General features: G+C 42.9%; 23 protein-coding genes and 1 pseudogene. 14 read left to right on the forward strand and 10 right to left on the reverse strand.

Features of this window, described 5'->3' with window-relative positions:
* Positions 1–189 precede the first annotated feature (189 nt).
* From fabV to ACFSUC_RS15405, 4 genes and pseudogenes are all read left to right on the forward strand, one after another.
* Complete coding sequence (gene fabV, locus ACFSUC_RS15390; protein ID WP_379930512.1) at positions 190–1,383, forward strand: enoyl-ACP reductase FabV; 1,194 nt, start codon at positions 190–192, stop codon at positions 1,381–1,383.
* Positions 1,384–1,686: 303 nt separating this feature from the next.
* Positions 1,687–2,547, forward strand: coding sequence for an RHS repeat-associated core domain-containing protein (locus ACFSUC_RS15395; protein ID WP_379930513.1), 861 nt, complete (start codon positions 1,687–1,689; stop codon positions 2,545–2,547).
* A gap of 16 nt (positions 2,548–2,563) precedes the next feature.
* Complete coding sequence (locus ACFSUC_RS15400) at positions 2,564–2,737, forward strand: hypothetical protein (RefSeq protein ID WP_379930514.1); 174 nt, start codon at positions 2,564–2,566, stop codon at positions 2,735–2,737.
* Between the two features lie 767 nt (positions 2,738–3,504).
* Positions 3,505–4,726 (forward strand): annotated as a pseudogene (locus tag ACFSUC_RS15405) (IS256 family transposase).
* A 128-nt stretch (positions 4,727–4,854) separates the two neighbouring features.
* Here the strand turns inward: ACFSUC_RS15405 and ACFSUC_RS15410 are convergent.
* The 4 genes from ACFSUC_RS15410 to ACFSUC_RS15425 form a co-directional block, all read right to left on the reverse strand.
* On the reverse strand, positions 4,855–5,766 hold the full coding sequence (locus ACFSUC_RS15410) for a hypothetical protein (protein WP_379930515.1): 912 nt from the start codon (positions 5,764–5,766) through the stop codon (positions 4,855–4,857).
* A gap of 36 nt (positions 5,767–5,802) precedes the next feature.
* Positions 5,803–7,500, reverse strand: coding sequence for a hypothetical protein (locus ACFSUC_RS15415; protein ID WP_379930516.1), 1,698 nt, complete (start codon positions 7,498–7,500; stop codon positions 5,803–5,805).
* A gap of 44 nt (positions 7,501–7,544) precedes the next feature.
* A complete protein-coding gene (locus tag ACFSUC_RS15420; protein WP_379930517.1) occupies positions 7,545–8,666 on the reverse strand; it encodes a dsDNA nuclease domain-containing protein in 1,122 nt (373 codons plus the stop codon).
* Positions 8,667–9,111: 445 nt separating this feature from the next.
* Positions 9,112–9,348: an IS3 family transposase gene (locus tag ACFSUC_RS15425; protein WP_379930518.1), complete on the reverse strand. Its 237-nt coding sequence runs from the start codon at positions 9,346–9,348 to the stop codon at positions 9,112–9,114.
* Between ACFSUC_RS15425 and ACFSUC_RS15430 the strand changes: the two genes are divergently transcribed.
* The 3 genes from ACFSUC_RS15430 to ACFSUC_RS15440 all read left to right on the forward strand — a co-directional run bounded on the left by ACFSUC_RS15430 (position 9,327) and on the right by ACFSUC_RS15440 (position 10,760).
* Positions 9,327–9,458, forward strand: coding sequence for a hypothetical protein (locus ACFSUC_RS15430; protein WP_379930995.1), 132 nt, complete (start codon positions 9,327–9,329; stop codon positions 9,456–9,458). The two genes, ACFSUC_RS15425 and ACFSUC_RS15430, sit on opposite strands and share 22 nt — an antisense overlap.
* Complete coding sequence (locus tag ACFSUC_RS15435) at positions 9,458–9,973, forward strand: IS3 family transposase (RefSeq protein WP_379930519.1); 516 nt, start codon at positions 9,458–9,460, stop codon at positions 9,971–9,973. Before ACFSUC_RS15430 ends, ACFSUC_RS15435 begins: the two co-directional genes overlap by 1 nt.
* Positions 9,974–10,478: 505 nt before the next feature.
* Positions 10,479–10,760, forward strand: a complete 282-nt coding sequence (locus tag ACFSUC_RS15440; RefSeq protein ID WP_379930520.1) for an AIR synthase related protein — start codon at positions 10,479–10,481, stop codon at positions 10,758–10,760.
* Between the two features lie 617 nt (positions 10,761–11,377).
* Here ACFSUC_RS15440 and ACFSUC_RS15445 read toward each other — a convergent pair.
* The 5 genes from ACFSUC_RS15445 to ACFSUC_RS15465 all read right to left on the reverse strand — a co-directional run bounded on the left by ACFSUC_RS15445 (position 11,378) and on the right by ACFSUC_RS15465 (position 15,829).
* A complete protein-coding gene (locus ACFSUC_RS15445; protein ID WP_379930521.1) occupies positions 11,378–12,670 on the reverse strand; it encodes a hypothetical protein in 1,293 nt (430 codons plus the stop codon).
* Positions 12,660–13,202, reverse strand: coding sequence for a sigma-70 family RNA polymerase sigma factor (locus ACFSUC_RS15450; RefSeq protein WP_379930522.1), 543 nt, complete (start codon positions 13,200–13,202; stop codon positions 12,660–12,662). Before ACFSUC_RS15450 ends, ACFSUC_RS15445 begins: the two co-directional genes overlap by 11 nt.
* A gap of 310 nt (positions 13,203–13,512) precedes the next feature.
* Positions 13,513–13,911: an anthrone oxygenase family protein gene (locus tag ACFSUC_RS15455; protein WP_379930523.1), complete on the reverse strand. Its 399-nt coding sequence runs from the start codon at positions 13,909–13,911 to the stop codon at positions 13,513–13,515.
* 2 nt (positions 13,912–13,913) lie between these two features.
* A complete protein-coding gene (locus ACFSUC_RS15460; protein ID WP_379930524.1) occupies positions 13,914–14,483 on the reverse strand; it encodes a PadR family transcriptional regulator in 570 nt (189 codons plus the stop codon).
* A 161-nt stretch (positions 14,484–14,644) separates the two neighbouring features.
* Positions 14,645–15,829 (reverse strand): pyridoxal phosphate-dependent aminotransferase, encoded by a 1,185-nt coding sequence (locus ACFSUC_RS15465; protein WP_379930525.1) that lies wholly within the window; start codon positions 15,827–15,829, stop codon positions 14,645–14,647.
* 192 nt (positions 15,830–16,021) lie between these two features.
* On the opposite strand from ACFSUC_RS15465, the gene ACFSUC_RS15470 reads away from it, so the two are divergent.
* The 3 genes from ACFSUC_RS15470 to ACFSUC_RS15480 all read left to right on the forward strand — a co-directional run bounded on the left by ACFSUC_RS15470 (position 16,022) and on the right by ACFSUC_RS15480 (position 18,402).
* Entirely contained in the window at positions 16,022–16,900 is an 879-nt protein-coding gene (locus ACFSUC_RS15470) for a YitT family protein (RefSeq protein WP_379930526.1), read from the forward strand.
* A gap of 57 nt (positions 16,901–16,957) precedes the next feature.
* Positions 16,958–17,776, forward strand: a complete 819-nt coding sequence (locus ACFSUC_RS15475) for a carbon-nitrogen family hydrolase (protein ID WP_379930527.1) — start codon at positions 16,958–16,960, stop codon at positions 17,774–17,776.
* A gap of 185 nt (positions 17,777–17,961) precedes the next feature.
* On the forward strand, positions 17,962–18,402 hold the full coding sequence (locus ACFSUC_RS15480) for an OsmC family protein (protein WP_379930528.1): 441 nt from the start codon (positions 17,962–17,964) through the stop codon (positions 18,400–18,402).
* Positions 18,403–18,452: 50 nt separating this feature from the next.
* On the opposite strand, the gene ACFSUC_RS15485 is transcribed toward ACFSUC_RS15480, so the two are convergent.
* Complete coding sequence (locus tag ACFSUC_RS15485; RefSeq protein WP_379930529.1) at positions 18,453–19,376, reverse strand: LysR family transcriptional regulator; 924 nt, start codon at positions 19,374–19,376, stop codon at positions 18,453–18,455.
* A gap of 176 nt (positions 19,377–19,552) precedes the next feature.
* On the opposite strand from ACFSUC_RS15485, the gene leuC reads away from it, so the two are divergent.
* The 4 genes from leuC (at position 19,553) to ACFSUC_RS15505 (ending at position 25,889) form a co-directional block, all read left to right on the forward strand.
* On the forward strand, positions 19,553–20,965 hold the full coding sequence (gene leuC, locus ACFSUC_RS15490) for a 3-isopropylmalate dehydratase large subunit (RefSeq protein WP_379930530.1): 1,413 nt from the start codon (positions 19,553–19,555) through the stop codon (positions 20,963–20,965).
* Positions 20,966–20,996: 31 nt separating this feature from the next.
* Positions 20,997–21,584 carry a 3-isopropylmalate dehydratase small subunit gene (gene leuD / locus ACFSUC_RS15495; protein ID WP_379930531.1) on the forward strand — a complete coding sequence of 196 codons (588 nt, stop codon included), beginning with the start codon at positions 20,997–20,999 and terminating at the stop codon, positions 21,582–21,584.
* A gap of 222 nt (positions 21,585–21,806) precedes the next feature.
* Positions 21,807–23,162 carry an N-acetylmuramoyl-L-alanine amidase gene (locus ACFSUC_RS15500; protein WP_379930532.1) on the forward strand — a complete coding sequence of 452 codons (1,356 nt, stop codon included), beginning with the start codon at positions 21,807–21,809 and terminating at the stop codon, positions 23,160–23,162.
* Positions 23,163–23,216: 54 nt separating this feature from the next.
* On the forward strand, positions 23,217–25,889 hold the full coding sequence (locus ACFSUC_RS15505) for an S-layer homology domain-containing protein (RefSeq protein WP_379930533.1): 2,673 nt from the start codon (positions 23,217–23,219) through the stop codon (positions 25,887–25,889).
* Positions 25,890–25,897 lie beyond the last annotated feature (8 nt).

The raw sequence follows: 25,897 nt of genomic DNA on the forward strand, positions 1-25,897 counted from the left end.
CTTGCCGTTTTGAATTGATCTTAGCATATCATGGCAAGTGAGACTTTGTAAAGAATTGCACAAAAGAGACTTTCACTCTTTCCGCGGGTTGTGTTACAATAGAAACAGAAATTTAGTACCAGGTACTAATAATAGATCCATGATCGCGTTTCAGATTTTGAATACTGAAGATAAAGGCAGGTTGAGAACATGATTATCAAACCGAAAATTCGCGGATTTATTTGTACAACGGCACATCCAGAAGGCTGTGCACAGCATGTACAGGAGCAGATTGATTTTGTAAAAGCGCAAGACAAGGTGGACGGGCCCAAAAAAGTTCTCGTCATCGGTTCTTCCACGGGTTATGGACTGGCGTCCAGAATTGCTTCCACTTATGGCAGCGGCGCAGCCACGATTGGCGTTTATTTCGAACGACCTTCCGCTGAAAATCGCACAGGGACAGCAGGATGGTACAATACGGCAGCTTTTGAGAAAGCGGCCCAAGCAGAAGGATACTATGCAAAGAGCCTGAACGGCGATGCATTCTCCGATGAACTCAAAGCCAAAACCATCGAGCTGATCAAAGAGGATCTGGGACAAGTGGATATGGTGGTCTACAGTCTGGCTTCTCCACGCCGAACCCATCCAAAAACCGGAGAGTCCTTCTCTTCCGTATTGAAGCCGATTGGGGAAACGTATACGAACAAGACGGTCAATACCAACACGGGAGAAGTTTCGGATATTTCCATTGAACCAGCCAATGAAGAAGAGATCAGACAAACCGTTGCGGTCATGGGCGGTGAGGACTGGACGATGTGGATGGATGCACTGCGTGAAGCAGGCGTGCTGGCTGAGGGTGTAACCACGGTTGCCTATTCCTACATTGGCCCTGCATTGACCTATCCGGTATATCGGGAAGGAACCATCGGCCGGGCGAAGGATGATCTGGAGGCGACTGCACACAAGCTGCACGAAGAGCTGCAAGCCCTGAATGGCCGGGCGTATGTGTCCGTTAACAAAGCCCTCGTCACGCAATCCAGTGCTGCGATTCCAGTCGTGCCACTCTATATTTCATTGTTATATCGCGTCATGAAGGAGAAAGGTCTGCACGAAGGTTGCATTGAGCAAATGTATCGTCTGTTCGCTGATCGTCTCTACAGTAAAGAAGAGATGGCTACGGATGAAAAAGGCCGAATCCGTGTCGATGACTGGGAGATGAAGCCGGAAGTTCAGCAAGAGGTGGCCAAACTGTGGGAACAGGTCCATACTGATAATCTGAATGAGCTGTCTGACTTCACCAGCTATCAGGCAGAGTTTCTGAGACTCTTCGGGTTTGGCATTGAAGGGGTAGACTATGAGCAAGAAACAGACCCGAACGTAGAAGTTCCAGGCCTGCAAGCATAATAATTTAATTTGAATCCAGGATGAGAAACAACCCCTCTGATGCAAATAGAGGGGTTGTTTTTTTGTGCGCACAGCATGATCGTCATCTTGAGGGTGGAAGTCTTGAATGGCGAAGGCAGTGGTAGCCATGGCTCAAGGCAAGGGTGTCCATCGCGAGGTGGAATCTGATGGAAGTCGGGGGCAAATGCACGAGCGAAGGTATGCAAGATTAACTGAATGGCCATGGTGATGTGCTCGAGATGCCTGATAAGATAAGATAGGTACTCAAGCAGTACAGTTATGACATTTAGGGTAATCCTGTCAGTGAGATGGGAAGGTAATCCTTACCGATACTCCAGCGAACCTTGGGATAAGACAACCCATCTCCAATATTTGCGTGCACGTTGGTACGTTACATCAATGGGTCGGTTTATTAGTGAAGATAGCTATGAAGGGGAGATCACCAACCCTTTAAGTCTCAACCTTTATACTTATGTGAGCAATAATTCTCTTCGATATACAGACCCAAGTGGTCATAAGCAATGTGAAGGGGCTTATAACTGTGATGGAGACGCTCCTACAAACACCTATGTGAGCATGGAAGAAAATTTTGTTCGTTATTATTATTTTGATGATCGCTCCAAAATGAAAAATGCAAGCGACGAAGAATGGAAATATGTTTATACACAAATTTATAAACGGTCATGGGATCAAGCATTACAGTATTTTATTGCAGGAGTTATTACGGGAGCGGCATTAGCTACTCCAGCAGCAATATTTGAAGCTTTGGAAGTTGCAACTATGGGCACTACTACAGCGGCTGTAACTTCAGGCACTGCTGCAAATACGATTAGGGCAACTGTAAGCGTAGGAATAGTTAAAGGTGCTGGATTGTTTGAATCTTCATTCCTTGCAAGAACTGGAATTAAAGTAAGTGGATTAGCAGAAGTGTCTATTACAGGTAATTATATTACCCTCACAGACATTGCTATTTATGCAGATAGCGTTGGTGCTGCAAAAACTCAAATAGGTGCAAAAGAAATTATTCAGTGGAGAAATGCAGTTATTGAAGAACTTAAGAGACAAGGATATGAAAAATTGACAATAACCGGTATAAGAGTAGACAACTCAACATCTGCAAATCCCCGAATGACTATTGATAGGACATTTGATTTGATAGATTAAATGTGGGGTGAGAACTTTGATAATTAAAAATATAGAATTCACAGCAAAAGAATTAGAAGATATTTACTTAGCTAAAGATCTATGCAATGGAATGAAAATGGATGGCAAAAAAGTAATTTGTTTTGAGGTATTGAGCAAATTATTAAATGGTGAGCTTGGAGCAAACCAGCACTCAAAAATCTATTATTAAAAGCATACGTTCAATTAAATCAATACAATAAATTTTGGAAAGATGTGGATTGGTTTAATAATGAAACTCTTCTATCAGTTACGAAGAAGGTAAGAAAATTATTAAAAACAATTGAATCAAATTCATAATGCATTAATTTTCTTATGGTTCCTTTTCTTGTTTTTCATTGTAGGGCAATAAGGGGACGGATGAACTTCCTAAATACAATCGCAACTCTTATGAGAGTACCCCTAGCCAGAAAGCTAGAAAATATATAGATATATTTGTAATTATTATGGCGTTAAAAATGCCCCACTAGAAGCAAATCATAATCCATCATTAAGGTCTTATTGGTATGAAGAAGGATATAAATTGAGTCCTGAAGAAAGAAGAGCATGGGGTAATGATCCTAATAATATCATCACTTATTGCCAAAAATGCAACAGAAGTAAAGAAAAAAATTATCCAGACAATTGGACACCAAAGGATAAATACAAAACAAGAAACAGCAGAAAAGGATAAATAGACACGAAATGGAGGATGCTTATGAATAAATATGATGAACTCTTTGATGAATATGTATCTGAACTGGATAAAGCCAGCGAAGCAACTGGTATGCCCTGATATCCAATAGGAATAGATGAGAATGGAAGATATTGTTGAAAAGAGATATCCCTCGATCATTATGGATGATTTGGGGGATAGCTCCTTTTTAGAGTCTGTAAACTAGATTGTGTAAACTCCTAAATCTATTAAAATAGAGGTAGGAGAAAGGTTGGGATCTACACATGGGATTATGGACGAAAGAGCAGCTTCGCGCATTCATCAAAGAAAATAAGTTGGTATCTGCTCAGGATGCACAAAACGCCCTGAAGGAGCTGTTTGCTGAAACCTTACAGGAGATGCTGGAAGCCGAGATGGATGAGCATTTGGGTTATGAGAAACATGATGCAAAGAGCAAACAAACCACAAACAGCCGCAATGGTAAAAGTAAAAAGAAGATCACCAGTGAATATGGCGAGCAGGAGATTGTAGTCCTTCGGGATCGTCAAAGTGAATTTGATCCAGTTGTGGTGAAGAGGCATCCGTCGAATGTAACCCGGAATCGAAGATCAAATCGTTGCCCTATATGCCAAAGGAGTCAGCACCCGCGAGATTCAGGATCATTTGCAGCAATTGTACGGTGTAGAAGTCTCTCCCACCTTCATTTCCAACGTCACGAACAAAATCCTGCCCCTAGTGAAAGAATAGCAGAACCGGCCACTCCAGGGCATCTATGCGGTGGTCTATTTAGATGCCATTCACTTTAAAGTGAAGCAAGATGGCGCGATCATCAACAAAGCAGCTTACATGGTCATCGGTATTGATCTCGATGGGATCAAGGACGTACTGGGCATGTGGATTGGCGAAAATGAATCTGCAAAGTTTTGGCTGAGCGTACTGAATGATTTGAAGAACCGAGGTGTACAGGATATTCTGATCACCTGTGTGGACAATCTAACTGGATTCTCAGAAGCCATCACGGCCAGCTATCCAAAGACAGAGATCCAAAAGTGCATCATCCATCAGATTCGCAATTCGACCCGTTATGTTTCCTACAAGGATTTGAAAAAGGTGACAGCGGATTTGAAACCCATTTATAAAGCCGCGACAGAAGAAATGGCTTTGATGGAACTGGATCGGTTTGAAGAAACCTGGGGCAGCAAGTATCCCCTCATCATTCGCTCCTGGCGCAACAACTGGGAGGAGCTTGCCACCTTCTTCAAGTATCCGCCAGAGATCCGAAAGCTGATCTACACCACCAATATCATCGAAAGCTATCATCGTCAATTACGGAAGGTGACCAAGGGAAAGAGCATCTTCCCGACAGATGACGCTCTCCTAAAGATGCTTTATCTCATCACCATGAATGTCACACGAAAATGGACAGGCCGTGTTCAGAACTGGGGACAAATCCTTCTCCAGCTATCCGTTTTCTATCCAGAACGTATTGGTCAACATTTACCCTGAATCATCAGGTCAATCTCCCCTAAGGGAGATTCCTTATAAATGAGTTTACACAAAATTATTGACAGACCCCTTTGATGACCAGCACTCCCTTGTTATCCCAAGTAGCAGACGAATTTGAATTTTACTATCTATTTATTTACAATAGTATTTTCCAAGCCGAGATCATGAAAGGAATAATATATATAATCGACCTTTATATTAAATAAATTAACATCACTAATTACCTTTGATAGTCTTTCGTCAAGTATTTCCTTTGTTTCCTTTTCAAATGAACTCACAACTACGTAAGTTAAATGCACTTCTTTATTTTTCTTGATTAATGATTGATATTCAAGAACAAGATTCATTATTTCGTTTATCGACCTCTTTATTACTGCTAAAGGAAATGGAGATTGTCGAAATACTTTAATTTCAAAAATAATATCCCTTGTGTCAAGTTCTAATAACCCATCTAACACCATTGTAGCTGGCCTGCCAACGATTCTAATATGTCGTTGTACTTGCTTTTGAAATTTCTTTTCAATATCCTTAAAGACTAATTCTTCAGCAATTAATGCAAAATGAACCGGATTCAGATTGTTCTTTTTTAACTCCAAGTTAATAGTAGTCTGTTCTTTCGTATCGTTTCCTTTCTTTTCTTCGGACCCGGCTTCTTTATTAGAATCGCCTAATTCTGGAGCCTCAGGGATAACTTCCATTTTATCCTTTTCTATCTCTTTTGTTTTATTCTCTAATATTTCATCTTTAGAAATGAATTCCTTCCTATAATCAAAGTAGTCCTTATTACCTCTAATAATTGCCGCTAGATTTTGAAGGAAATCTAATTGTGTAACAGCAGTAGCTATAATAAATATTGCTGCAAAATAACACCATGCGTTATTTGCGAAAAGACACAGCCCGAGCAATAATAATAAACCTGCCAATCTTAAGGAATGTTCTTTTAAGGTGCCTTTTAAGGATATGAATGAAAAGACAAAACCAAGTATAATAGAAATAGCAGATAGTAATTCCCTGAAATTTTCAGGTGTTATTTTTTCCATAGAAGTACCCCGTTTTCACATGGATTCCATCTTGATTCACGTGCTAATTGGCAAAATATCAAATTCAGCAAAAAGTCCCTTATGCTTTTTATAATCTTTCTTTTCAAGAGTTTTTCTTTCTTCTAATAGTCGAATAACTTTACTTGCATGTTCTTCATATCCTGTATCTCTCTCTGTCCCAATTATTACTTGTCCACGTCTGTCTAAAAGCAGCCCAAGTACTTCATCAATACTTTTTAAGTTTTTCCAGTCCTGTCCTTGTTGGTTAGGTGTATCTATTACTAAGAAGTTAAATGGACTAGCCATTCGATTAAGGTTATATAAATATAAGGAGACGTGATACGCATAAATTATGCGCGGCCCTTCACTTCCTGTTTTTGTGAGCTTTTGCACAAAATCTCTGAGCTCTACTGTATGTAATGGTACATTCAACTCATCTAGTACCTTTTCAAAGATTGTTTTAAAGCTGGTTAATATCTGTTTCTTCCTTTTAGATGAATTCAGTTCCTTAATATTTCCCTCAATAATTTTGGCTTTACGCTCCTCTTCCAGTATCGAATTATTTATCTTATCTCTTTCGATCTTACCAGTCAGAACTAGTTCTTGTTTGCCTTCATTTCGATAAGTATTAGCTATCGAAGCAGACTCTTTACTATGCTCTACTCTTTTCTTTAAAATAGCATATCTTTTGTTTAATTCATTTTTTTCTTGTGATAATTGAACCACGGTAGCTTCCAGTACCTTTAGTTCATTTCTTATTTGCTTAATTAGTTCATTTCCCGATTGAATATCTTTGACAATCCCTAGCCTATCAAACAATGTATTTTTGTGAACCATACCACATGTAGGGCAAATGATATCATCTTCTTGATTCAGTGCAAATTCATGATCTCTATCAAGCTCTTTTATATATGCCCTTACAATGGTTAATTGAAGATTCTTTTCATACATGGCATTTTTCAATATGGAAGCTTCGTCTTCGATCTTTATTTTTCTTCGTTCTAACTCGTCCAGCTCAGAAAATACGACTTTCATATGGTGGTTGTATGTATAACTTTCATCTTGATTATTATCTAATATTTGTGTTTGACTTTGAATTGCTTTAAGGAGTTCATTAAAATATTTAAGCTTAATATTATATTCCTGGATCATATTTTTAACTATTAATTGGTCTCGTCTCTCTTTGTAGTATTCCTCACCTTGATAACCAATCACATATTTGTTGGTGTTTTCTTTCCAATTCTTTATGTATTTTATATTCTTAAAACTCTCGCCAATTTTTGACCACCCCAAATCCTGATCGATGTACTGAAATCTAAATAACAATGGAGTAGTTAATGGGATTTCCACCCCTTGGGTAGTCAGGCAATCCAGAGAAACTTCGAATTCTTGCATGAGAGCACCGCAAAAAACATGAAAATATTCAGTTTCCATTAGGACTAATGGTGATGATTCTCGTATTCTAATGATCTTAAAGAATTTTTTTTCTCGAATAATACAGTAATTTTTATCACCAAGATCAAAATACAACATGTATTTTTGGATTAATTTTTTCCATTCATCTTCAAAAAACATTTCGCACCCGAACGAGTGGAAAATACTTTTTATTAACGATGATTTTCCTGTTTTATTTTCACCAATTATTAAATTAAGACCTTTATCAAAACTTATCTCTCTTGATGATTCTTCAACATCACTTATTACTATCAGCTTTTTTATCAATAGTCTTTTCATCTTTTTTCCCTTCGTATAAAAGCCTCAATTTTCTTATTAATCTTTTATATTCCTGTGTCTTCCGATATAAGTCTTTCATAAAATATTGCCTCCACTAGAGGAAAATTAAAATCATTCTCACCCTCAATTATTTCTCTGCAGCTCACTCCTATTTGATTCAGCAAATAGGAAGTATCATCAATTTTCTCATAATTTATATTAAGAATATCATCTATTATTTCCAAAATGTTCAAAGTAGTGTCTTGATAAAATAACTTATTAATATCTAATATCTTCAACTTATGATTTTTTAATGTTCTAACGAGCAGTCGTCTTTTTTGCATGGACAGTCCCAATTCAATTAGGAATCGCTCGTATTCTTTTAAGTGAGTTTGAGAAGAGATCTTTTTCACAGAAGATTTTAGTGCAGAGAAAACGTCTGATGATATCCCCTTCTTTTCAACTAACTTGTTATAGCTTATCGGCATGTCGATTTGTGTTTTGCTCTTTTTTCGCACATCTTCAATAATATCCTTTAGAATTTTATTGCTGTTTGAAGTATATAAATCATCGTTTTCAAGCATTCTGAAGAACTCACCCGCTACGACCCTTTCGTAATTTTCAAGAGGAAGTTCTCCGTCATAAATATAAGTTTCCTGTACGAATCTATCAAAAACTGCATCAAATTCATTTGAATCAATATCTAGAAATTCACTTTTTATTAAATCCTTAATTTTTGAGTAGAGGTTAAAGTCAATAACTTTCAATTGCTTGTCATCGTCTATTACTGATTGCCATTTCTTAATATCTTCATCTACACCAACATTGGAAACAAAATGGCATTTGCTACACTCGGTATTAAACTTCATAAAATTATAGAATAGAAAACCCAAAAAACTGTTTTTCAACTGCCCACTTTTTTTCTTAGTTGTATTGGTAAGGTAGGGGAGTGTCCACTTATTGTATTTGGCAGTGGTTTTTATCTGAAAGAACTCAGCACATTTTGGATTTGATTGATTCGTGACTTTTGCCATATCATCATGAAATTCACAAAAAATCAAAAACTGAGAGTTCTTTTTATATTCAGTAATCATATGAAACACAATCCAATGCGCTTGATATTCAAATCTATTATAACTATTCGAGCCTGCTTGTTCTCTTAACTCCGAAGCAAGTATGTTATCCACTTAAAATTCCTCCCTTCGGGGGTTGATTCAAGTTGTTACGTATACAATTCTACAATATTTCACAATTTCCTTCCTATAATTTGGATGAGATAGTACCCAGGTAAAGAATGCTTGGTTACTAGCATATTGTTTTAAAGCATCAAGCTACCGGATAAAACGTAGTCTTTATCGTTTTGCTGTGATCTAAAGGGTTATTCAGAGGCGATTAATGCATTATTTAATAATGAAGTAAAGAGGCTGGTAATCCGTAAAGTAAGACTTCCTGGATGTTATCAGCAGGAGTGCTGGTCATCAAAGCATAACCTAGTAGTGAATGCTGCCGGGTACAAACGGCAGAATCTTTTTTACCATTAGCCTTGCGACGAGAAACGGCCTGCTCGCTGTTGATCTAGGGCGACTCGCACCCTCATTGTGATTAGAGAATTAATGGATTGTCAACATTAAATCAGACAATTTTTTTAAGGGCTGCTTGGCGATACTGAACAGGTGTCATGTATCCCAGAGTTCCGTGAATCCGATATTTGTTGAACCAGTTGACGTAACCGCATAGCTCCAATTCCAAATGATGAAGGTTTTGAAAGTGGAGTGCTACGATAAAAATGCAGTCGAAAAATACCCTCACATGAAATAGAATGAAAGAAGATGAGGGGACGAGAGACAATGAAACGGTACGACAAAGCATTTAAAGAAGAAGCATTAAGATTGAGCGATGAGATTGGATCAAAGAAAGCTGCCGAGCAGTTAGGAGTAGCCTACCATATAACAGCAATTACGGTGTCCGACGTATTCTGATGGCTTTGTCACAATTAGATATCAAGACCAGCTACAGCACGGTACACCGAATCATGAAGAAGCATGACCTGCTGAAGAAAGCTAGACGTCATCCCAACTGCCTTACTCGTGAGGATGCTGCAGTTCAAAAGAGCGTGAATCTGATCCAGAGAGACTTCAGATCTTCAGCACTCAACCAAAAGTGGCTCTCGGATATAACCGAAGTCCCTTGTTCAGACGGCAAGCTATATCTGTCCGCGGTAATGGATTGTTTTAACGGAGAGATCGTAGGCCTCGCCATGGACGATAACATGCGAAAGGAACTCTGCATCCAATCCTTTGAAAACGCCTGTAAAGCAAGAAATGCTTGTGGAATGATTTATCACAGCGATCGAGGCTTCCAATTCACGAGCTACTCTTTCCGGGAGAGTCTAGCTAAACGAGAAGCCATTCAGAGCATGAGTGGCACAGGCCGTTGTTATGATAACGTAAGAATGGAAAGCTTTTTTGCTATGCTTAAGAAAGAAAAGCTGTAAAGATCCACACAGATGTCATCCCCATTTATGTTCTTCAAGGGACTACCGAAACAATTGATTCAATTACTATTTTAACCCCCCGCGATCCAATAATAAGAAAGGAAAGAAGGAATATGTTTTCAATTATAAGGTGGATGATAGTCTTTTTTCTGTCATTTATTATACTGACTATCTTGAGTACAACATGGATTCCATATGACTATCCTACCACTCCAACGTTAGAATTGTTGAAGTGGAAGATAAAAGACCAACTGTTTGTGAAGAACCATTATTTTTTTCCTTTTCTTTTATATTCAATTGGGGCTGCATGTTTGGGTTCATTAAATTACCGAGAAGTTTATGCATATATACAACGTAAATCTAAGCGCTAGGGGACTATAATGAACCGATTCTCGTATTAAAAGCTGAAGAGCCAGTATCCAAGCAATTGTTGTCTTTTCAATATAATAAAGTTCGTAATATTTGCTTTGATCTAATCAATCACCTGATTACAGATATTATTGTAATGGGTGCAAAGCGGGAAGCGGTACTCGATATCATCTTATGTGGTCAGATTGAAAAAGAAGTAGTTCTGGAGATCGTCGAATCCATTTCTCAAGCATGTAAAGAACAAAATTGTACCTTAATCGGCGGCGAAACGTCTGAACAACCTAAAGTTTTGAATGCAGGAACCTACATGCTGAACGCGAGTATGCTAGGTGTAGTGGATAAAAATAAACGGTCTCCATACAAATGGATAGACGCTAATTCGAAAAAAAATAGAAGAAGAGCCGATGATTTTAAATGAGACCATTGACGGAAAAACATTCATCGACGCTATTCTAGCACCTCATCAGTGCTACTGGAAATTGTCCATGGTAGTCAGCAAGTTGAATGTATCAATTTAACAGACGGCTAAACCGCCGAGTTCATAGCTTTTGCTGTGAACATCCTGCATGTTATCCTGCTCGCAAGTCGGAATGATTTCGATAAGGAACCCAACAGATTCGGTACCTTCAGTATCAGAATTCACTTCAGATAAAGGGCTGTGGTATTCAGTGATCATCATGAGAATATTAAGAGATATGTTAAAATTCATCACATCATTTTTCTTCTTTATTGAACCAGAAAAAAGTACTTTCAAGCAACAGGAATATCAAGTGCAAAAAATCACCTATATTATCTTGATGATTGTGATATTGATCATTTCTGTGCTTATTGCATTATTTTTGCGAATTTATTGAGTCACATGATAAGAGTCATACACCACGTCGAAGAGCCCCAACATGAAATTACACAAAAAGCAAGCAATTACCGCTATTCCTTTATGATCTGATTGAATGGGGAGTAGCGACGCGTCGCTCTAATAAGATGATTTCTTCGACGTGTTGTTCTTCAGCTTATGACTTCAGTTTGTGACTTCAGCTAATGATTAAAATACGTATCAGCTGGAACTTCAAACATCCATGGTCCTCTTATGATGACTTGTGGATCAGTAAGCCATAGATCAATCTTATTGCTGTCCTCATCGACTTTGACTAAAAGGTACTCGATAATATTTGTTTCTTCATTTAAAACGATGCCATCGACACCGAAATGATGAAGAGATGACTTTGCATTTTGTTGAAAATTTACATCTACGAATACTTTCGCCCATCGTTGATTCTCTTTCGTGATCAGCTCTACTTTCGTGAATGTAACAGGATGATTGGCTATATATACAGTTTGATCTAACCTTTTAGAATCTTCCTGGGGCATTTTGATTGAATGCAAGATTCGATCGTGATAGGTGACGTTGATTTCAGGTATATGGATAAAGATCTTTTTTGCGTTCTCATTGATTGTAAAGAAGAATTCATTTGCCGGACTCGATATTCCTATATCTCTTTCAATGGGATAACTTTCTCCTTGTTCATCAAATACTTCGATTGATTGAATTGGCGAATGAGGAGAGTTGATGAAATTTATTCCGTAGTCCTCGATAGTAAAATCTTCATTGTGTTGAGAGACGATGGTGACGCTGGCTTTATCATCCATCCGGGCTGGAATGGCTGTAATGGAGATGTTTTCAGAATTCATTGTCTCCCCGAGCATGTCATAATCATGAACGATTTTAGATGGTTTAAGATTCAAAGGAACGGATGTATTGGGGTAATCGTTGAAGGTAACCTCTACTTGATCTGTCACTTCGGGCTTCCCTTTATACCAAAAAACACAGGACCATTTTCCTTCAGTGGAAGTAAGATGAGATTTATCGAGAACATAACTTGTTCCCTGTTCATTTGTAATCGTCAGGCCATTGATTTTATCAATGCTGGAAGAAGTAAGAAAAATGTAGATCATTTTTGCATCCATCATCATTCCCTTTATTGTTAGCTCACCATTGCCGACTTGAATTGTGGTTGGTTTCGACAGTATATATTTTTGCGTTGAATTCTCATCTTCCACCACACCTATACCTGGTACGAAGTGTAGCGCTTTTTGCAAGGCGGCCAATACTTCAGACTTGTAAACGATGGTAGAGGTTAATAATAAAGTAATCATTGAGGAAATGAGAATTCTGCTAGGAATGCGCCTTTTTTTACGCTGAAAAGAATATTGATTTGTTTGATTATTCTTCATTTCTATAAAAGCTTTTTCAATGCCAATTTCGCTTCTTTGTCCCAATTCCGTCGGGATAGGGATTTGGTTTAATTCCTTTTTTAATTTATCCCTCATACATATCCTCCTCTTTTACCTGATTTCGAAGTCTCTTTAAAGCTCGATACAAAATCGTTTTTACTGTGCCTAATGGAATATTTAAAATACCTTTGATTTCCTTTATGGTGCAATCCTCATAATATCTAAGTAAAATAATGCTTTTCTCCGTTTCGTTTAATGTGTCAATTAAATCTCTTAACCATAAAGACCGTGGAATATCTCGTCCATCTTTCTCTTCTATCCATTTTTGCTGTTCTACCATTTTTTGTGTTTCTGCGATTAGAGGAGCCACTTTTTTACTCTGCCTTAATAAATCGATTGAACAGCTTATTGTAATTTTAATGAGCCAAGTTTTAAAGTGTTTAGGTTCCTTTAAGCTTGTGATGGATTTGAAAGACCGATAAGCAGTTTCTTGTACGACATCTAAGGCATCTTCCTGGTTCTTTACATACATAAATGCAATGCGGTATATATCATTTTCGTATTGTTTAAATAATTTCAAATAATCATTTCGGTTTCCTTGTTGTGCGCTTTTTATTAGGTTCTCCAATATGTCACCTCCCTGATGGCTCTAATAATTAGACGTATTGGTATGGCGTTTGGCTTTAGTTTTGGTTTGCAAGGATCACTTTTATAAAAATGATCTCCAATGAAAAAAACCACTTTTAAGAGTGGTTCATTTTTCATAGTAAACCTGCTTTTATGCTTAGTTAAAGTGATAGCTCTCTACATCATCGTGAAACTTTATTTTGAAAAAAGTTCATCTTACTTATGGATGGACGAGAATAAAGCATCCATGAAACGGAAAAGAGAAGAAATGCCGAGATGCTGCTGTACGTTCTCACATGGTTCCAGGATGATCAAGATTGGATATAATCGTTCATGTAGCCGATATTTTTGGACGCAGTCGCATCGAGCAGGGCCAGTTCTTCATTCATGGGTACATGGATCGTAGTGGTGACGAGGAACACACCGATGAGATAAATCAAACCACCTGCGATCACCAGCCATTTGATCTTTCCTATTCTCTGTACCAGACTGATTCCAATTAGCAGGATGCACAGAACTGGCGCTCCAAAAAATCCAGTGAAAAAAACAGCGTTTCGCACGACCTCGTTGATGCCCTGCATGGCAGCCATGGCAGCCAAAGGCTCTGTTGCTCCAAGTCCTGGCATGACTGTAAAAGAAAAAGCCCAGAAAAATCCTGCCATGATTCCTGTCCACAGGATGCCAGCAAGCCAGATGATACGAAGGTACATATTTATGCTTCCCCTTTCCGGTTATGAAATGATTGAACTTGATCCAGCCGTTTTATGATTTGAGAAATCCACGTCTTTTCCGCTTCAAACAACAATTTTTCATGTTGAATAAATATCGCATCATATTGGTAATCTTCGCTGTGATCCTCAAATTGAGCCAGATGGTGATTCATTTGATCCGTGATGCGATCAATTTTTGAGATGGCGGTCTTTGCAAACTGCTGAATGTCTTCATTTGTCCGTCGGGAGTTGAATTTGAGAGCCAGTTTGAAGCCGTAAAAGTTGGGATAGATCCCCGCAAAAGCTTCCTCCTGAAGAAGATCAAAGTATTGCTTCCCTGATTCGGTCGTCTCCAAAATCGTTTTGGCTGGATAAAAGCCCTCCCGAGTTGTCTTGACGGCCCGGATGAACTCTTTTTGCTCAAGTTGTTTGATCGCGTGGTAGACTGATCCTGTCTTTACCCCGATCCACATATTGACCTTTTTCCTCTCCAGCCATTGCATAATGTCATAGCCACTCCCTTGACCCATCTGATCTAGTGAACCAAGAATGACAAAATGGGGAATATTCAATGTGGGATCTCCACCTCTCTTTCAATTTCTTATTTTACTTTAAATCTTATATTCAAATTTTAATACTCAAATTTGAATAAATCAACTGCAAAATGTGATTTTGAGATAAAAAACAGCCTTTCGTCGAAATAAATTTCCGACGAAAGGCTGTTTGGATTTAATCAGGTTGTCTTGAACAGGCCAAGCTTTTCTATTCGTGCGACGGCTTCACAAATGCGTTCCTCACTGGTCAGAAGACCGACACGCACATAGCCTTCGCCAGATTGTCCGAATCCGATACCCGGTGCAACGGCCACCTTGGCCTCCTGGAGCAATAGCTCTGCAAAGGAGAGGGAGGTATAGCCAGAAGGGACCTTGAGCCAGCAGAAGAAGGAGCCAGCCGGCTTGCGGTTGATCCAGCCAATGCGATCCAGTTCCTTGAACAGCGTATTTCTGCGGCTTTCATATCGCTGCACAAGTTCTTCCACGCATTGCTGGGAAGCGGTGAGGGCTGTCGCCGCCGCTTTTTGAATACCGCCAAATAGGCTTACATAATAATGATCTTGAATACGGTTGATCAGGCTGATGATCTCGGGATGACCCACTGCAAAGCCGACTCTCCAGCCTGCCATATTGTAGGTTTTGGACAGGGTGTAGACCTCGATGCCGATTTCTTTGGCTCCTTCAGCCTGCAAGAAACTGACCGGTCGTTGTCCATCAAATCCAATCGCACCATAGGCAAAGTCACTGACGACCAGGACATGGTTTTGCTTCGCCCACCTCACCGTCTCCTCATAAAATGACAAGTCGGCGGTTGCGCCTGTCGGGTTGTTCGGATAATTGATAAACATCAGCTTGGCCTGCTCTGCATCAGCAGGTGAGATCGCCGAATAGTCTGGCAGGAAATCATGCTGCTCCAGCAGGGGCATCATGACCATTCTCGCCTCGGACAAGGCAACGCCAGACCAATAGTCTGGATAACCCGGATCTGGAACCAGGCAAGTATCCCCTGGATTCAACAGGCAATGGCTGATTTCCACAAGTCCGGTCTTGCCGCCAAACAAAATGGCCACTTCGGTCTCCGGGTCCAGTTCCACCCCGTGGTCTTCCTTATATCGTTTGGCTGCCGCTTCCTTCAGAAAAGGGTAGCCGCTGAATGGCGGATATTTGTGAAAGGCTGGATTGGTCGCTGCGTCTTGCAGCTCCCGGACAATATGAGGGGGAGTAGGTTGATCCGGATTTCCCTGACCCAGATTGATGACATCATGTCCGGCCTGAATTTGTTCATTAACTTTTTGTACAAGTGTCGCAAAAAACTGAGTCGGTAATTGTTGCAGTCTTTTTGCGGCTTCAAAGGGTTCTGTCATTGTATCACGCTCTCATTCCGTGTCTAAATTGGCAGCATCGATAATGTACCATGTTTTCTTTTGGTTTGTATAGGTTCTCATTGACAAATCCACTCGCGACCTTCCTGTCAAAGCATTTACAAAACTTTATGCAATAAGGCATAATGAAGAAACCATACAGAGATGAGATTGAATAAAGGAGTGAGCATTTATTTGAATGCGTCAGCTAAATTAGAGCACCACAAGATCAGTGTGTTTGGAATTGTTCGGAGGGTGTTCTTCATTTTATTGGGTTCCATGATGGTGGCGGTTTCGCTGGAAGCCTTCTTCGTCCCGAATCAGATTATTGATGGTGGCGTCGTCGGGATTTCGATTATTTCATCCCACCTCAGTCATCTCCCACTCGGTATTTTCCTGTTTGTCCTCAATCTTCCCTTCCTGTTTATCGGATATAAGCAGATCGGTAAGACTTTTGCCTTGTCCACGCTGCTGGGGGTTACGAGTATGTCGATCGGCACGACGCTGTTTCATTCCATTCCGAAAGCGACGAATGATCCGTTGCTGGCAGCTGTATTCGGAGGCATCGTGCTGGGAATCGGGGTCGGGATGGTCATTCGTTTCGGAGGATCACTGGACGGAACAGAGATCGTGGCCATTCTTTTTAACAAATCGACGCCCTTTTCCGTCGGTGAAATTGTCATGTTCTTCAACCTGTTTATCCTGGGGAGTGCGGGTTTTGTATTTGGCTGGGACAGAGCGATGTATTCCCTTATGGCCTACTACATAGCCTACAAAATGATTGATCTCACACTAGAAGGATTTGACGAATCTCGTGCTGTCTGGATTATTAGTGATCATCACCAGGATATCGGTGACGCATTGATGGATCGCTTGGGCAGAGGCGTGACTTATTTGAGCGGAGAAGGCGGATTCTCGGGAGATGACAAGAAAGTCATCTTCACGATCATTACGAGGTTGGAGGAAGCGAAGCTGAAATCGATCGTGGATGAGAAGGACCCAACTGCATTCCTGGCAGTAGGCAATATCCACGATGTGAAAGGCGGTCGCTTCAAGAAAAAGGATATTCACTAGCGGCACAACGGGGTAATGAGTTTGAATAGGCAGATTGCAGAGGAAGGAGATATAGGTATGACCGAAGAAGTTGCACAGAACAACAAAACTTTTCAGGTGGCACTGATTCAATACGATGTCCAGATCGGTGAACCTGATGTCAATGCAGATCGCGTGCTGGAGTGGATGGAGCAGGCGGTTCAGCATGACCCGAAGCCGGATGTCATCCTTTTGCCGGAAATGTGGAATACAGGTTATGCACTGACGGAATTGCAGGACCTAGCAGATGAAAACGGCATTCGGACCAAGAACATGATGTCCGCCTTTTGTCGCAAGCATCAGGTCAATGTCATTGCAGGCTCTGTGTCTGAATGGCAGGATGGAAAAGCCTACAATACGATGTATGTGTTTGATCGGGACGGCCGTGAGGTCAGCTCCTATTCCAAGATTCACTTGTTCCGTCTAATGGATGAAGAGAAGTATCTGGCAGAGGGTCAGCGGGTCGGTTCCTTTGATGTGGAAGGGATCTCCGCGGGTATGATGATTTGCTATGACATCCGTTTCCCAGAATTGTCACGCAAACTGGCACTCGGTGGCGCCCAGATTCTGTTCGTACCTGCGGAGTGGCCGAATCCACGGTTGGCGCATTGGCGTACCTTGCTGCTGGCCAGAGCGATTGAGAATCAAATGTATGTCGTGGCCTGCAACCGGACCGGGCAGAGCGGAGAGACGAGCTTTTTTGGTCATTCCATGGTGATCGATCCTTGGGGGGATATCGTAGCGGAGGGCGACGAGCGCGAGCAGATCATTCATGCCACCATCGACCTGTCCAACGTGGACAAGGTACGCAAGACAATTCCGATCTTCGAGGATCGCAGACCGAAGCTGTACGAATAAGCAAATGATTGAAAGGTTATTCACTAAGCAACAGGTTTCCACCGCATACCAGCAGCTGTACGCTGGCTTATGCATAGGGAACCTGTTTTTTCACATAATATTTTTAATTCCATGTTGATTTATCGGAAAAGTATGATATATTGCTATTAACTACATGATTACATAACTTGAGAGGAGTATGGAATATGCCAAAAGAGATCTTCAAAGCTACCGCTGAATTGCAAGAAGGCATGGTCGTCAAGGCCTCATCCAGAAATTTTGAAATTACGATTGATGAGCCCAAGTCACTTGGAGGGACGGACACCGCCATGAATCCGGTTGAGGTGCTGCTGTGTGCGCTTGGCGCCTGTCAATCCATCGTAGCGAGAGCCTACGCCAAAAAATTCAACATTAATCTCGAACATTTCTCCGTCGAGCTGGAAGGGGATCTGGATACAGATGGCTTCATGAACAAGTCGGACGTACGCCGGGGTTACTCTGAAATTCGCTATAACCTGCATATCAAGAGCGATGCCTCCCGGGAGAAAGTCGAAGAGTTTGTTGCATTTATTGAGCAGACTTGTCCGGTTGGAGATACCATTGCCAACCCAGTCAACCTAGTGCTGAATAAAATCATTACACTATAAATTGCGTAGATTAATGAAGGCAGGCCTTCGCTCTTAAGGCAGACCGTCGCTCAAAATGACGACGTGTGGTTAAAGTGCTCCGACATGACTTCCATCAATGTCTGCTTGAACGCATCTGCTGCACGTGAGATATAACGTCCTTTCCGATAAGCGACCACGACGGTTCGGGAAGGGCGTTTTTCTATTGGCACATAGTGGGGAACGAGATGGCTGCGGCGGGTACGTGCGATCATTTCTGGTACGAAGGCGATGCCCATCCCTGCAGCGACGAGCGACTGGACGGTCTCAATATTGCTGCTCTCGAACACGATGTCCGGGACGAAACCATACTCCGCACATAGATCGAGTGTAATTTGCCTGAAGCCCTGTCCTTTTTTGAGGGCAATGAATGGTTCCTGACGCAAGGACGCGAAGGAAACAGGCGTTTTTGTCTGCTCATATGCATCCAGCAGCGGATGGGAGGCCGGGAGGGCCAGCCAGATTTCTTCTTCAATCAGGGGTTCACTGGCAAGGGACGGCTCCTGGATCGGCAAGGTGAGCAAGGTAAGATCCGTTTTCCCCTGACTGGCCAATTGTTCCAGATTGGCCGATGTTTCTTCGAGCAAGACCACTTCAATATCCGGATATTTCTGCTTGAAAGCGGGCAGAACCAACGGCAAAATGTGCGATCCCGTGATGGGCAGACTGCCGATCACCAGTTTTCCGCGCTTCATCTGCGACATATCTTCCATTTCCTTGCGAAGCTGATCGCTGAGATCGAGCATTTTCTGGGCTTTCTCTACAAATACTTCTCCGGCATGCGTGAGCTCTACCGCATTCGTACTGCGCTTGAAGAGCAAGACACCCAGTTCTTTCTCCAGCTTGGACAACTGCTGACTGAGTGAGGGCTGGGCGATGTGCAGTTTTTCGGCTGCTCTTGAGAAATTCTTGTCCGTCGCAATCTGAATCACATATCGAAGCTGACGCAATTCCATGGCACACACTCCTTTTCCTTAGCATGATGGGTATAATCTCGTCATTTCATCCATTTGACGGCTATTGTTATAATTGAAATCTATCAACCTTATAGATATTATATCTTGGATCAATGAATAAAGAAATGTTACGATAAGGCCAAGAACATGATAGAATCGTATTTGAGGTGAACGAAATGGCAACGAAAAAGACATTATATGAGAAAATTTGGGATCAGCACGTCATTGTCGAAGAACAGGGAAAACCAAGCATCATTTATATTGATCTGCACCTGATTCATGAAGTGACGTCCCCGCAGGCATTTGAAGGACTGCGCTTGGCAGGACGTCAGGTTCGTCGACCTGACCTGACCTTTGCAACGATGGATCACAACGTACCAACCAAGGATCGTTTCAACATTACCGATCCGATCTCCAAACAGCAGATCGACACACTCACGACAAACTGTGAAGAGTTCGGTGTCAAGCTGTTTGACCTGAACAGCATCGATCAAGGGGTCGTGCACGTGATGGGACCGGAGCTGGGCTTGACACATCCGGGTAAAACGATCGTCTGTGGTGACAGCCATACTTCTACACACGGCGCTTTTGGTGCGCTCGCATTCGGGATCGGAACGAGCGAAGTGGAACACGTTCTTGCAACCCAGTGCTTGCAGCAATCCAAGTCCAAAACGATGGAAGTGCGCATTACTGGCGAAATGAACCCGGGCATTACCGCGAAGGATATCATCCTCGGTGTTATCGCGAAATACGGGACGGATTTTGCAACCGGATATGTCATCGAATATACCGGCAAGGCGATTCGCCAATTGTCTATGGAAGAGCGCATGACAGTTTGTAACATGTCGATTGAAGCAGGTGCTCGTGCCGGGCTGATTGCTCCGGACGAGGTAACCTTTGAATACTTGCGCGGCAGAGAGTACGCGCCGCAGGGCGAAGCGTATGAGCAAGCAGTAGCGAACTGGAAGCAGCTTGTTACCGATGAAGGTGCCGAGTATGACACCGTCGTTGAGCTGGATGCATCCACGCTCATTCCACAAGTGACGTGGGGAACGAGTCCGGGCATGGGAACGGACATCAGCAATGTGGTGCCAACCCCAAGCGAATTCCCGACGGACAACCAGCGCAAGGCAGCTGAGAAAGCGATTGAGTACATGGGCTTGACGCCAGGAACCCCAATGACCGACATTCCGGTCGATGTGGTGTTTATCGGGTCTTGTACCAATGGACGGATCGAGGATCTTCGCGCTGCAGCCCAGATCGCCAAGGGCTACAAAGTCAGTGAAAATGTGAAAGCCATGGTCGTGCCAGGTTCTGGCCGTGTCAAGCTTCAGGCAGAGAAAGAAGGACTGGACAAAATCTTCACAGAAGCGGGCTTCGAATGGAGAGATGCCGGTTGCTCCATGTGTCTGGCGATGAATCCAGACTATCTTCTGCCGGGAGAGCGCTGTGCTTCTACCTCTAACCGGAACTTTGAGGGTAGACAGGGCCGTGATGGCAGAACACATCTGGTATCACCTGCGATGGCCGCAGCGGCTGCAATTAAAGGTCGCTTTACAGACGTGAGAGATTGGGAACTGAAGGCTTAATAGGCTGAATCGATAGAAAGGGGTACTAGCCATGGAAGCATTTACTAAACTGAATGGATTAGTTGCGCCTGTAGATCGTGTGAACGTAGATACAGATGCGATTATTCCGAAGCAATTTCTGAAGCGGATCGAACGTACAGGATTTGGACAATTCCTGTTTTTTGAGTGGAGATTTACTCCGGAAGGTAAAGAAATCCCTGGATTTTCATTGAACCAGGATCAATACAAGGGAGCATCGGTCTTGATCTCCCGTGCCAATTTTGGTTGCGGCTCCTCGCGGGAGCATGCGCCATGGGCTATTTTGGACTACGGATTTAAAGTGGTGATCGCTCCTTCTTTTGCAGATATTTTCTATAATAACTGCTTCAAGAACGGCATCCTGCCAATCAAGCTGTCCGAAGAACAGGTGGAAGAGCTGTTCCAGCGTACCGAGCAGCATGCAGGATATCAGCTTCAAGTAGATTTGGAGCAAAAAACAATCAAGGACGAGCACGGCCTCCATTTCGATTTTGACCTGGATGAGCATCGTCGCCAGTTCCTGTTGCAAGGTCTCGATGATATCGGCTTGACTCTGCAGCATGAGGACAAGATCAAATCGTATGAAGAAGCACGCGCATAAGTCTATTCTTGCTCAAAACTCCAAAGCTCCACATAACAACCTGAACCGTTGTTGTGTGTGAGCTTTTTCTATCTATTCTTGTCACTTTTCTCGCAACTTTCCGATTCTATTCTCGTCTAATATGATGACTCTGCTAGAGTGATTAACCTTACACGCCCATGCCGTGCAAGGTGAGTGGAACAGCAGTCTTACATACATTGAATTTGCTAAAAGAGGTGGATAATGAAGAAAACAATTGTCCTGCTAACCGCACTGATTATGCTGCTCACTGTACCTGTCATCGTCTCAGCGGGTCAGACATCCTACTCGCTCTATGTCAACGGTCAGAAGGTGAAAGTGGACAAGTCTCCCAAAATCATTCAGAAGATTCCCTACTTGAGCAAGGAGGACGTATCCAAACAGCTCGGGTACAAAGTAGAGTGGGAGAAGAACAACAGAAAAATGAAAGTCAGTCATGCAAAATCATTCGTCCAGATGCAGGTGGTGGATCAGGCAGATGCCGTTACGGGTACCTTTGAGGGACTGCCTTTTGAAGCCGATGGAACCGTCTATGTGCCGCTGAAACAACTGTCCGACAACTTTCCGATGAAGGTGTTATGGGACCGGTTGTCGAAATCTGTATATGTCTACCTGTCTGATGGTCAAGCGTCCTCGCCGATATTCGACCCTGATCCGGTTGGCGATCCGGGTGTGCTTGTGCCAGATGATCTGATCACGGGCACAGTGGAAGTCAGTCAAATTCAGATATCCGGCGCCAAGATCTCGATACAGACGAGCAAATCTACCATTGTTTCGCATTCCGAACTGCAAGATCCGAACCGGATCGTCCTGGATTTTGAAGATGCCCGGCTGACGGGTGATCTGAACAGTGGAAAAGGCGGCGGTGAACTGATTCTGGATCATACATATATTCAGAAAATCCGGTTTGCTCAAAATGATGCCGATATCGTCAGAGTCGTCTTTGACATGAAGAAGCCGGCGAGTTACCAGATCCAGTCTGTGGAGGCGGGCAAACGAACGGAGATATCTTTCTCAGAGAAGCGCTACAAGATCGTCCTCGATGCGGGGCACGGTGGTAAGGATTCCGGTGCCGTCGGTCTGGATGGTCGATATGAGAAGGATTTCAACCTGTCGGTAGCCAAGAAGATCGCAGCACTTATGGAGAAGGAAGACCAGTTGGAAGTCGTCATGACCCGAAAAGACGATACGTTCATGGAATTGACAGCCAGAGGAGAAATGGCCAATAAGGTCGGGGCCGACCTGTTCATCTCTATTCACGGCAACAATTTCAGTGATTCCAAAATCAGCGGTATCGAAACCTATTACTGGCACCGTGAAAGCTTTGCTTTTGCAACCTTGCTGCACAATAACATCGTAAAGGCATCCGGACTGCCTGACCGCAACCTGCGCAGAAACGACTGGAGAGTAATCAAGACAGCGAAAATGCCAGGTGTGCTGCTGGAACTGGGCTATATGTCCAATGCAAAGGATCATGCGTTGATGTGGTCAGAGGAGTATCAGAACAAGGTAGCGAAAGCCATCACAGATGGCGTCAAAGCCTATTTAAATATCAAATAGAACCACGCAAAATGGAAGATTAGACAGCGAACGAAAACAGATGGAGGAGAAACAATGGGGAAAAAATGGAAGAAGCAACTCTCTTTAGGGATAGCAGCAAGCTTGTGTCTCACGATGGTCTTCAGTGCCTTTCCGCCGCAGAGCGCGAAGGCCGCAGAAGCAGAGGTGAAAACCAGCTTTACAGATATGAGTGAGGCGCATTGGGCGAACAAATTTGTCAGCAAACTGGCCTTGCTCCAAGTCATAAATGGATATCAGGATGGAAGCTTCAAGCCAAATCAGGAGGTTTCCCAGCAGGATGTACTGCTGATGGCAATCAAGATGATGGGGATTGACGCGGAAGCTGAAGTGGAGGGAATCGCGTATTCCATTCCGTTATTCGTGAAGGACTATGCGAGGGAAGAAGTCTATCTGGCCTTGAAGAAAGGGCTCATTCAAGTCGGAGAGGAACAGAGTCTGCTAGAAGATGGTGAGGAATGGGGAACCAAGGGAGCCAGCCGTGAATGGGTGGCGCGCGTGCTTGTACGTGCCTTGACCCAGGAAGAACCCATTGCACAAGTGAATTTGAATGAACGATTCGGGGATGCGGATGAAGTATCTGCATGGGCGCTACCTTATGTCAAGCGTGCGGTAGAGCTAGGACTCCTGAACGGGAAAGATGGACAGATCGCCCCCCAAATGAATGTGACGCGGGCAGAGATGGCCACCTTGTTCAACCAGTTGGAGCCTCTTCTGGAGCAGTCGCTTGAAGATGTTAGAGAAGGACGGGTCGTCTCTCTGTCGGGTCAGAAGATCCAGCTTCAGATGGATGGTGGAGAGGTGAAATCCTATAACCTGCATGATGAAGTGAAATTCTTTGATGTTGATCAGAACAAAGAACAAATTTCTGCCGATCAGATTGGTCTATATGACAAAGTGTATGTGATTATTCGTCATGATGAAGTGTACTACGTAGAGCATCTGGAAGAAGCCCAGCTGAACACTACCGAAGGCAAATTTGTACAGCTGAACACAGATGAGATGAATCTTACTTTGCTCGTAGACGGTCAATATCGTGTCTTCAAGCTGTCGGCAGCCACTACGGTTATCGATACCGAGGAAAATGGCCTGAACCTGTCCAATCTGGTGCCTAGCAGCAAGCTTCGCGTCAGCCAGAATCCGTATGAGGAAGGCAACAAGGTCGTTTCCATCGACGTGCTGGAAGTGCCTGTGAACAAAACGGCCAAAGGAACCTTTGAGTCCTTGGAGAACGACCAGTTAAATGCGCGCAATCTGGAAAGCAATGAAACAGAGTCCTTCGACCTGTCGGAAGAAATACGCTACACCTACGGTGAAAAGACAATTGAAGCCGCACAGCTTCAATCCGGGGACCTGGTTGAGTACGTCATCGTAAACAGCGTCGTGACCGCTGTCAAACTGATTGATCCGGTTGTTCCCTTGCTGGAAACCTTTGAAGGGACCTATATCGGCTCAGAATATGATGCCAAACTGGGCGCTTATTTTGTCAGCTTGCGTTCGGAGAATAACAAGCCGGTTGCTTATTATACAGACAAAAATATCAAGGTGCAGCTGGAAGGCAAGGACAAGGCTGAACTGAATGACCTGATTTCCCAGGATCGTGTGCAGGTGACCATCAACGAGAAAGAGGATATCGTCGCCATTCAAATTCTGAATCGCAGTGTAGAGAGCAAGATCCAGCAGAAGGTGCTCTATTACAATGAAGAGAATGGCAAGCTGTTGCTGGACAGCAGCGACACCCTTTTCGTGGTCGGGCCGGAGACAGACATTACCGCATACGGGGTTCCGATTCAACGAAGCAATGCCGGCAACTATCTCGTAGAGAACAAAAAAATAGATATCATCTATTCCGGCAATCAGCTGATGGAAATCAATATTACCAACAGCTATGCGGGAACGGTACAGAAGGTGGATACCTCCAGAAAAGAGATTCAGGTTCTCGGCAAAGACGGGCATCTGCATACATTTAAGTGGAGCAGCTACCTCGTGGTGGATCTGATTGGCTCCAGTAGCGCGACCATCAACAACGTGAAAATCGGAGATGAGGTCACGGTTATTCTGGACAGCAATCAGCAATTTGCCACTCGGGTGGAAATGTCAGCGAAGAAAGTATATACGCTCACCGGTGTCACCCCTTCAAGCTCCAGACTGGAGTGGAAAGACGAGAAAGGCACAAACACAACCAAATATATCGCGAGCAACATCAAGATCACGAACGCTTCCGGTCAGACCATTACACTGGGTGAACTGAAGAAGGACGATCGCTTGATCGCGTTCTATCAGGGGTCCACGCTTAAAGAACTGCGCCGCGCAGATGGATACCTGGGCTACATTACAAGTGTCGATACGGTCAACAGCAAGATCCAGCTGATGACCTACAGCGGCACCAGTGTCACCCTGACAGTCCCTTCTGGTGCCTCTCTCGCTTCCGGCGACCGGGTTGAAGTGGTGAAAGACAGCTTCACGGTTGCACATATTATGAAGCTGGAGTCGGAAACCAGAACGTTCTGGAAGTACATTGGCGGTACAACCAATGAACTGCACGTGAAGAAAAAGAGCGTCTCAGATCAAGACTATATATTTAAGCTGAATGATGACGTGGTCTTCACAAAAGATGGTCAATTAACTCAGGTGACGGCTCTGAAAGAGAATGACAAAGTCACGCTGTATTTCTATCAGGGTGAACTGATTGAAGTGAAAATATCATAAAATTGTCG

This window comes from Marinicrinis sediminis (assembly GCF_042685085.1).
GTDB classification, from domain to species: Bacteria; Bacillota; Bacilli; order Paenibacillales; family KCTC-33676; genus Marinicrinis; species Marinicrinis sediminis.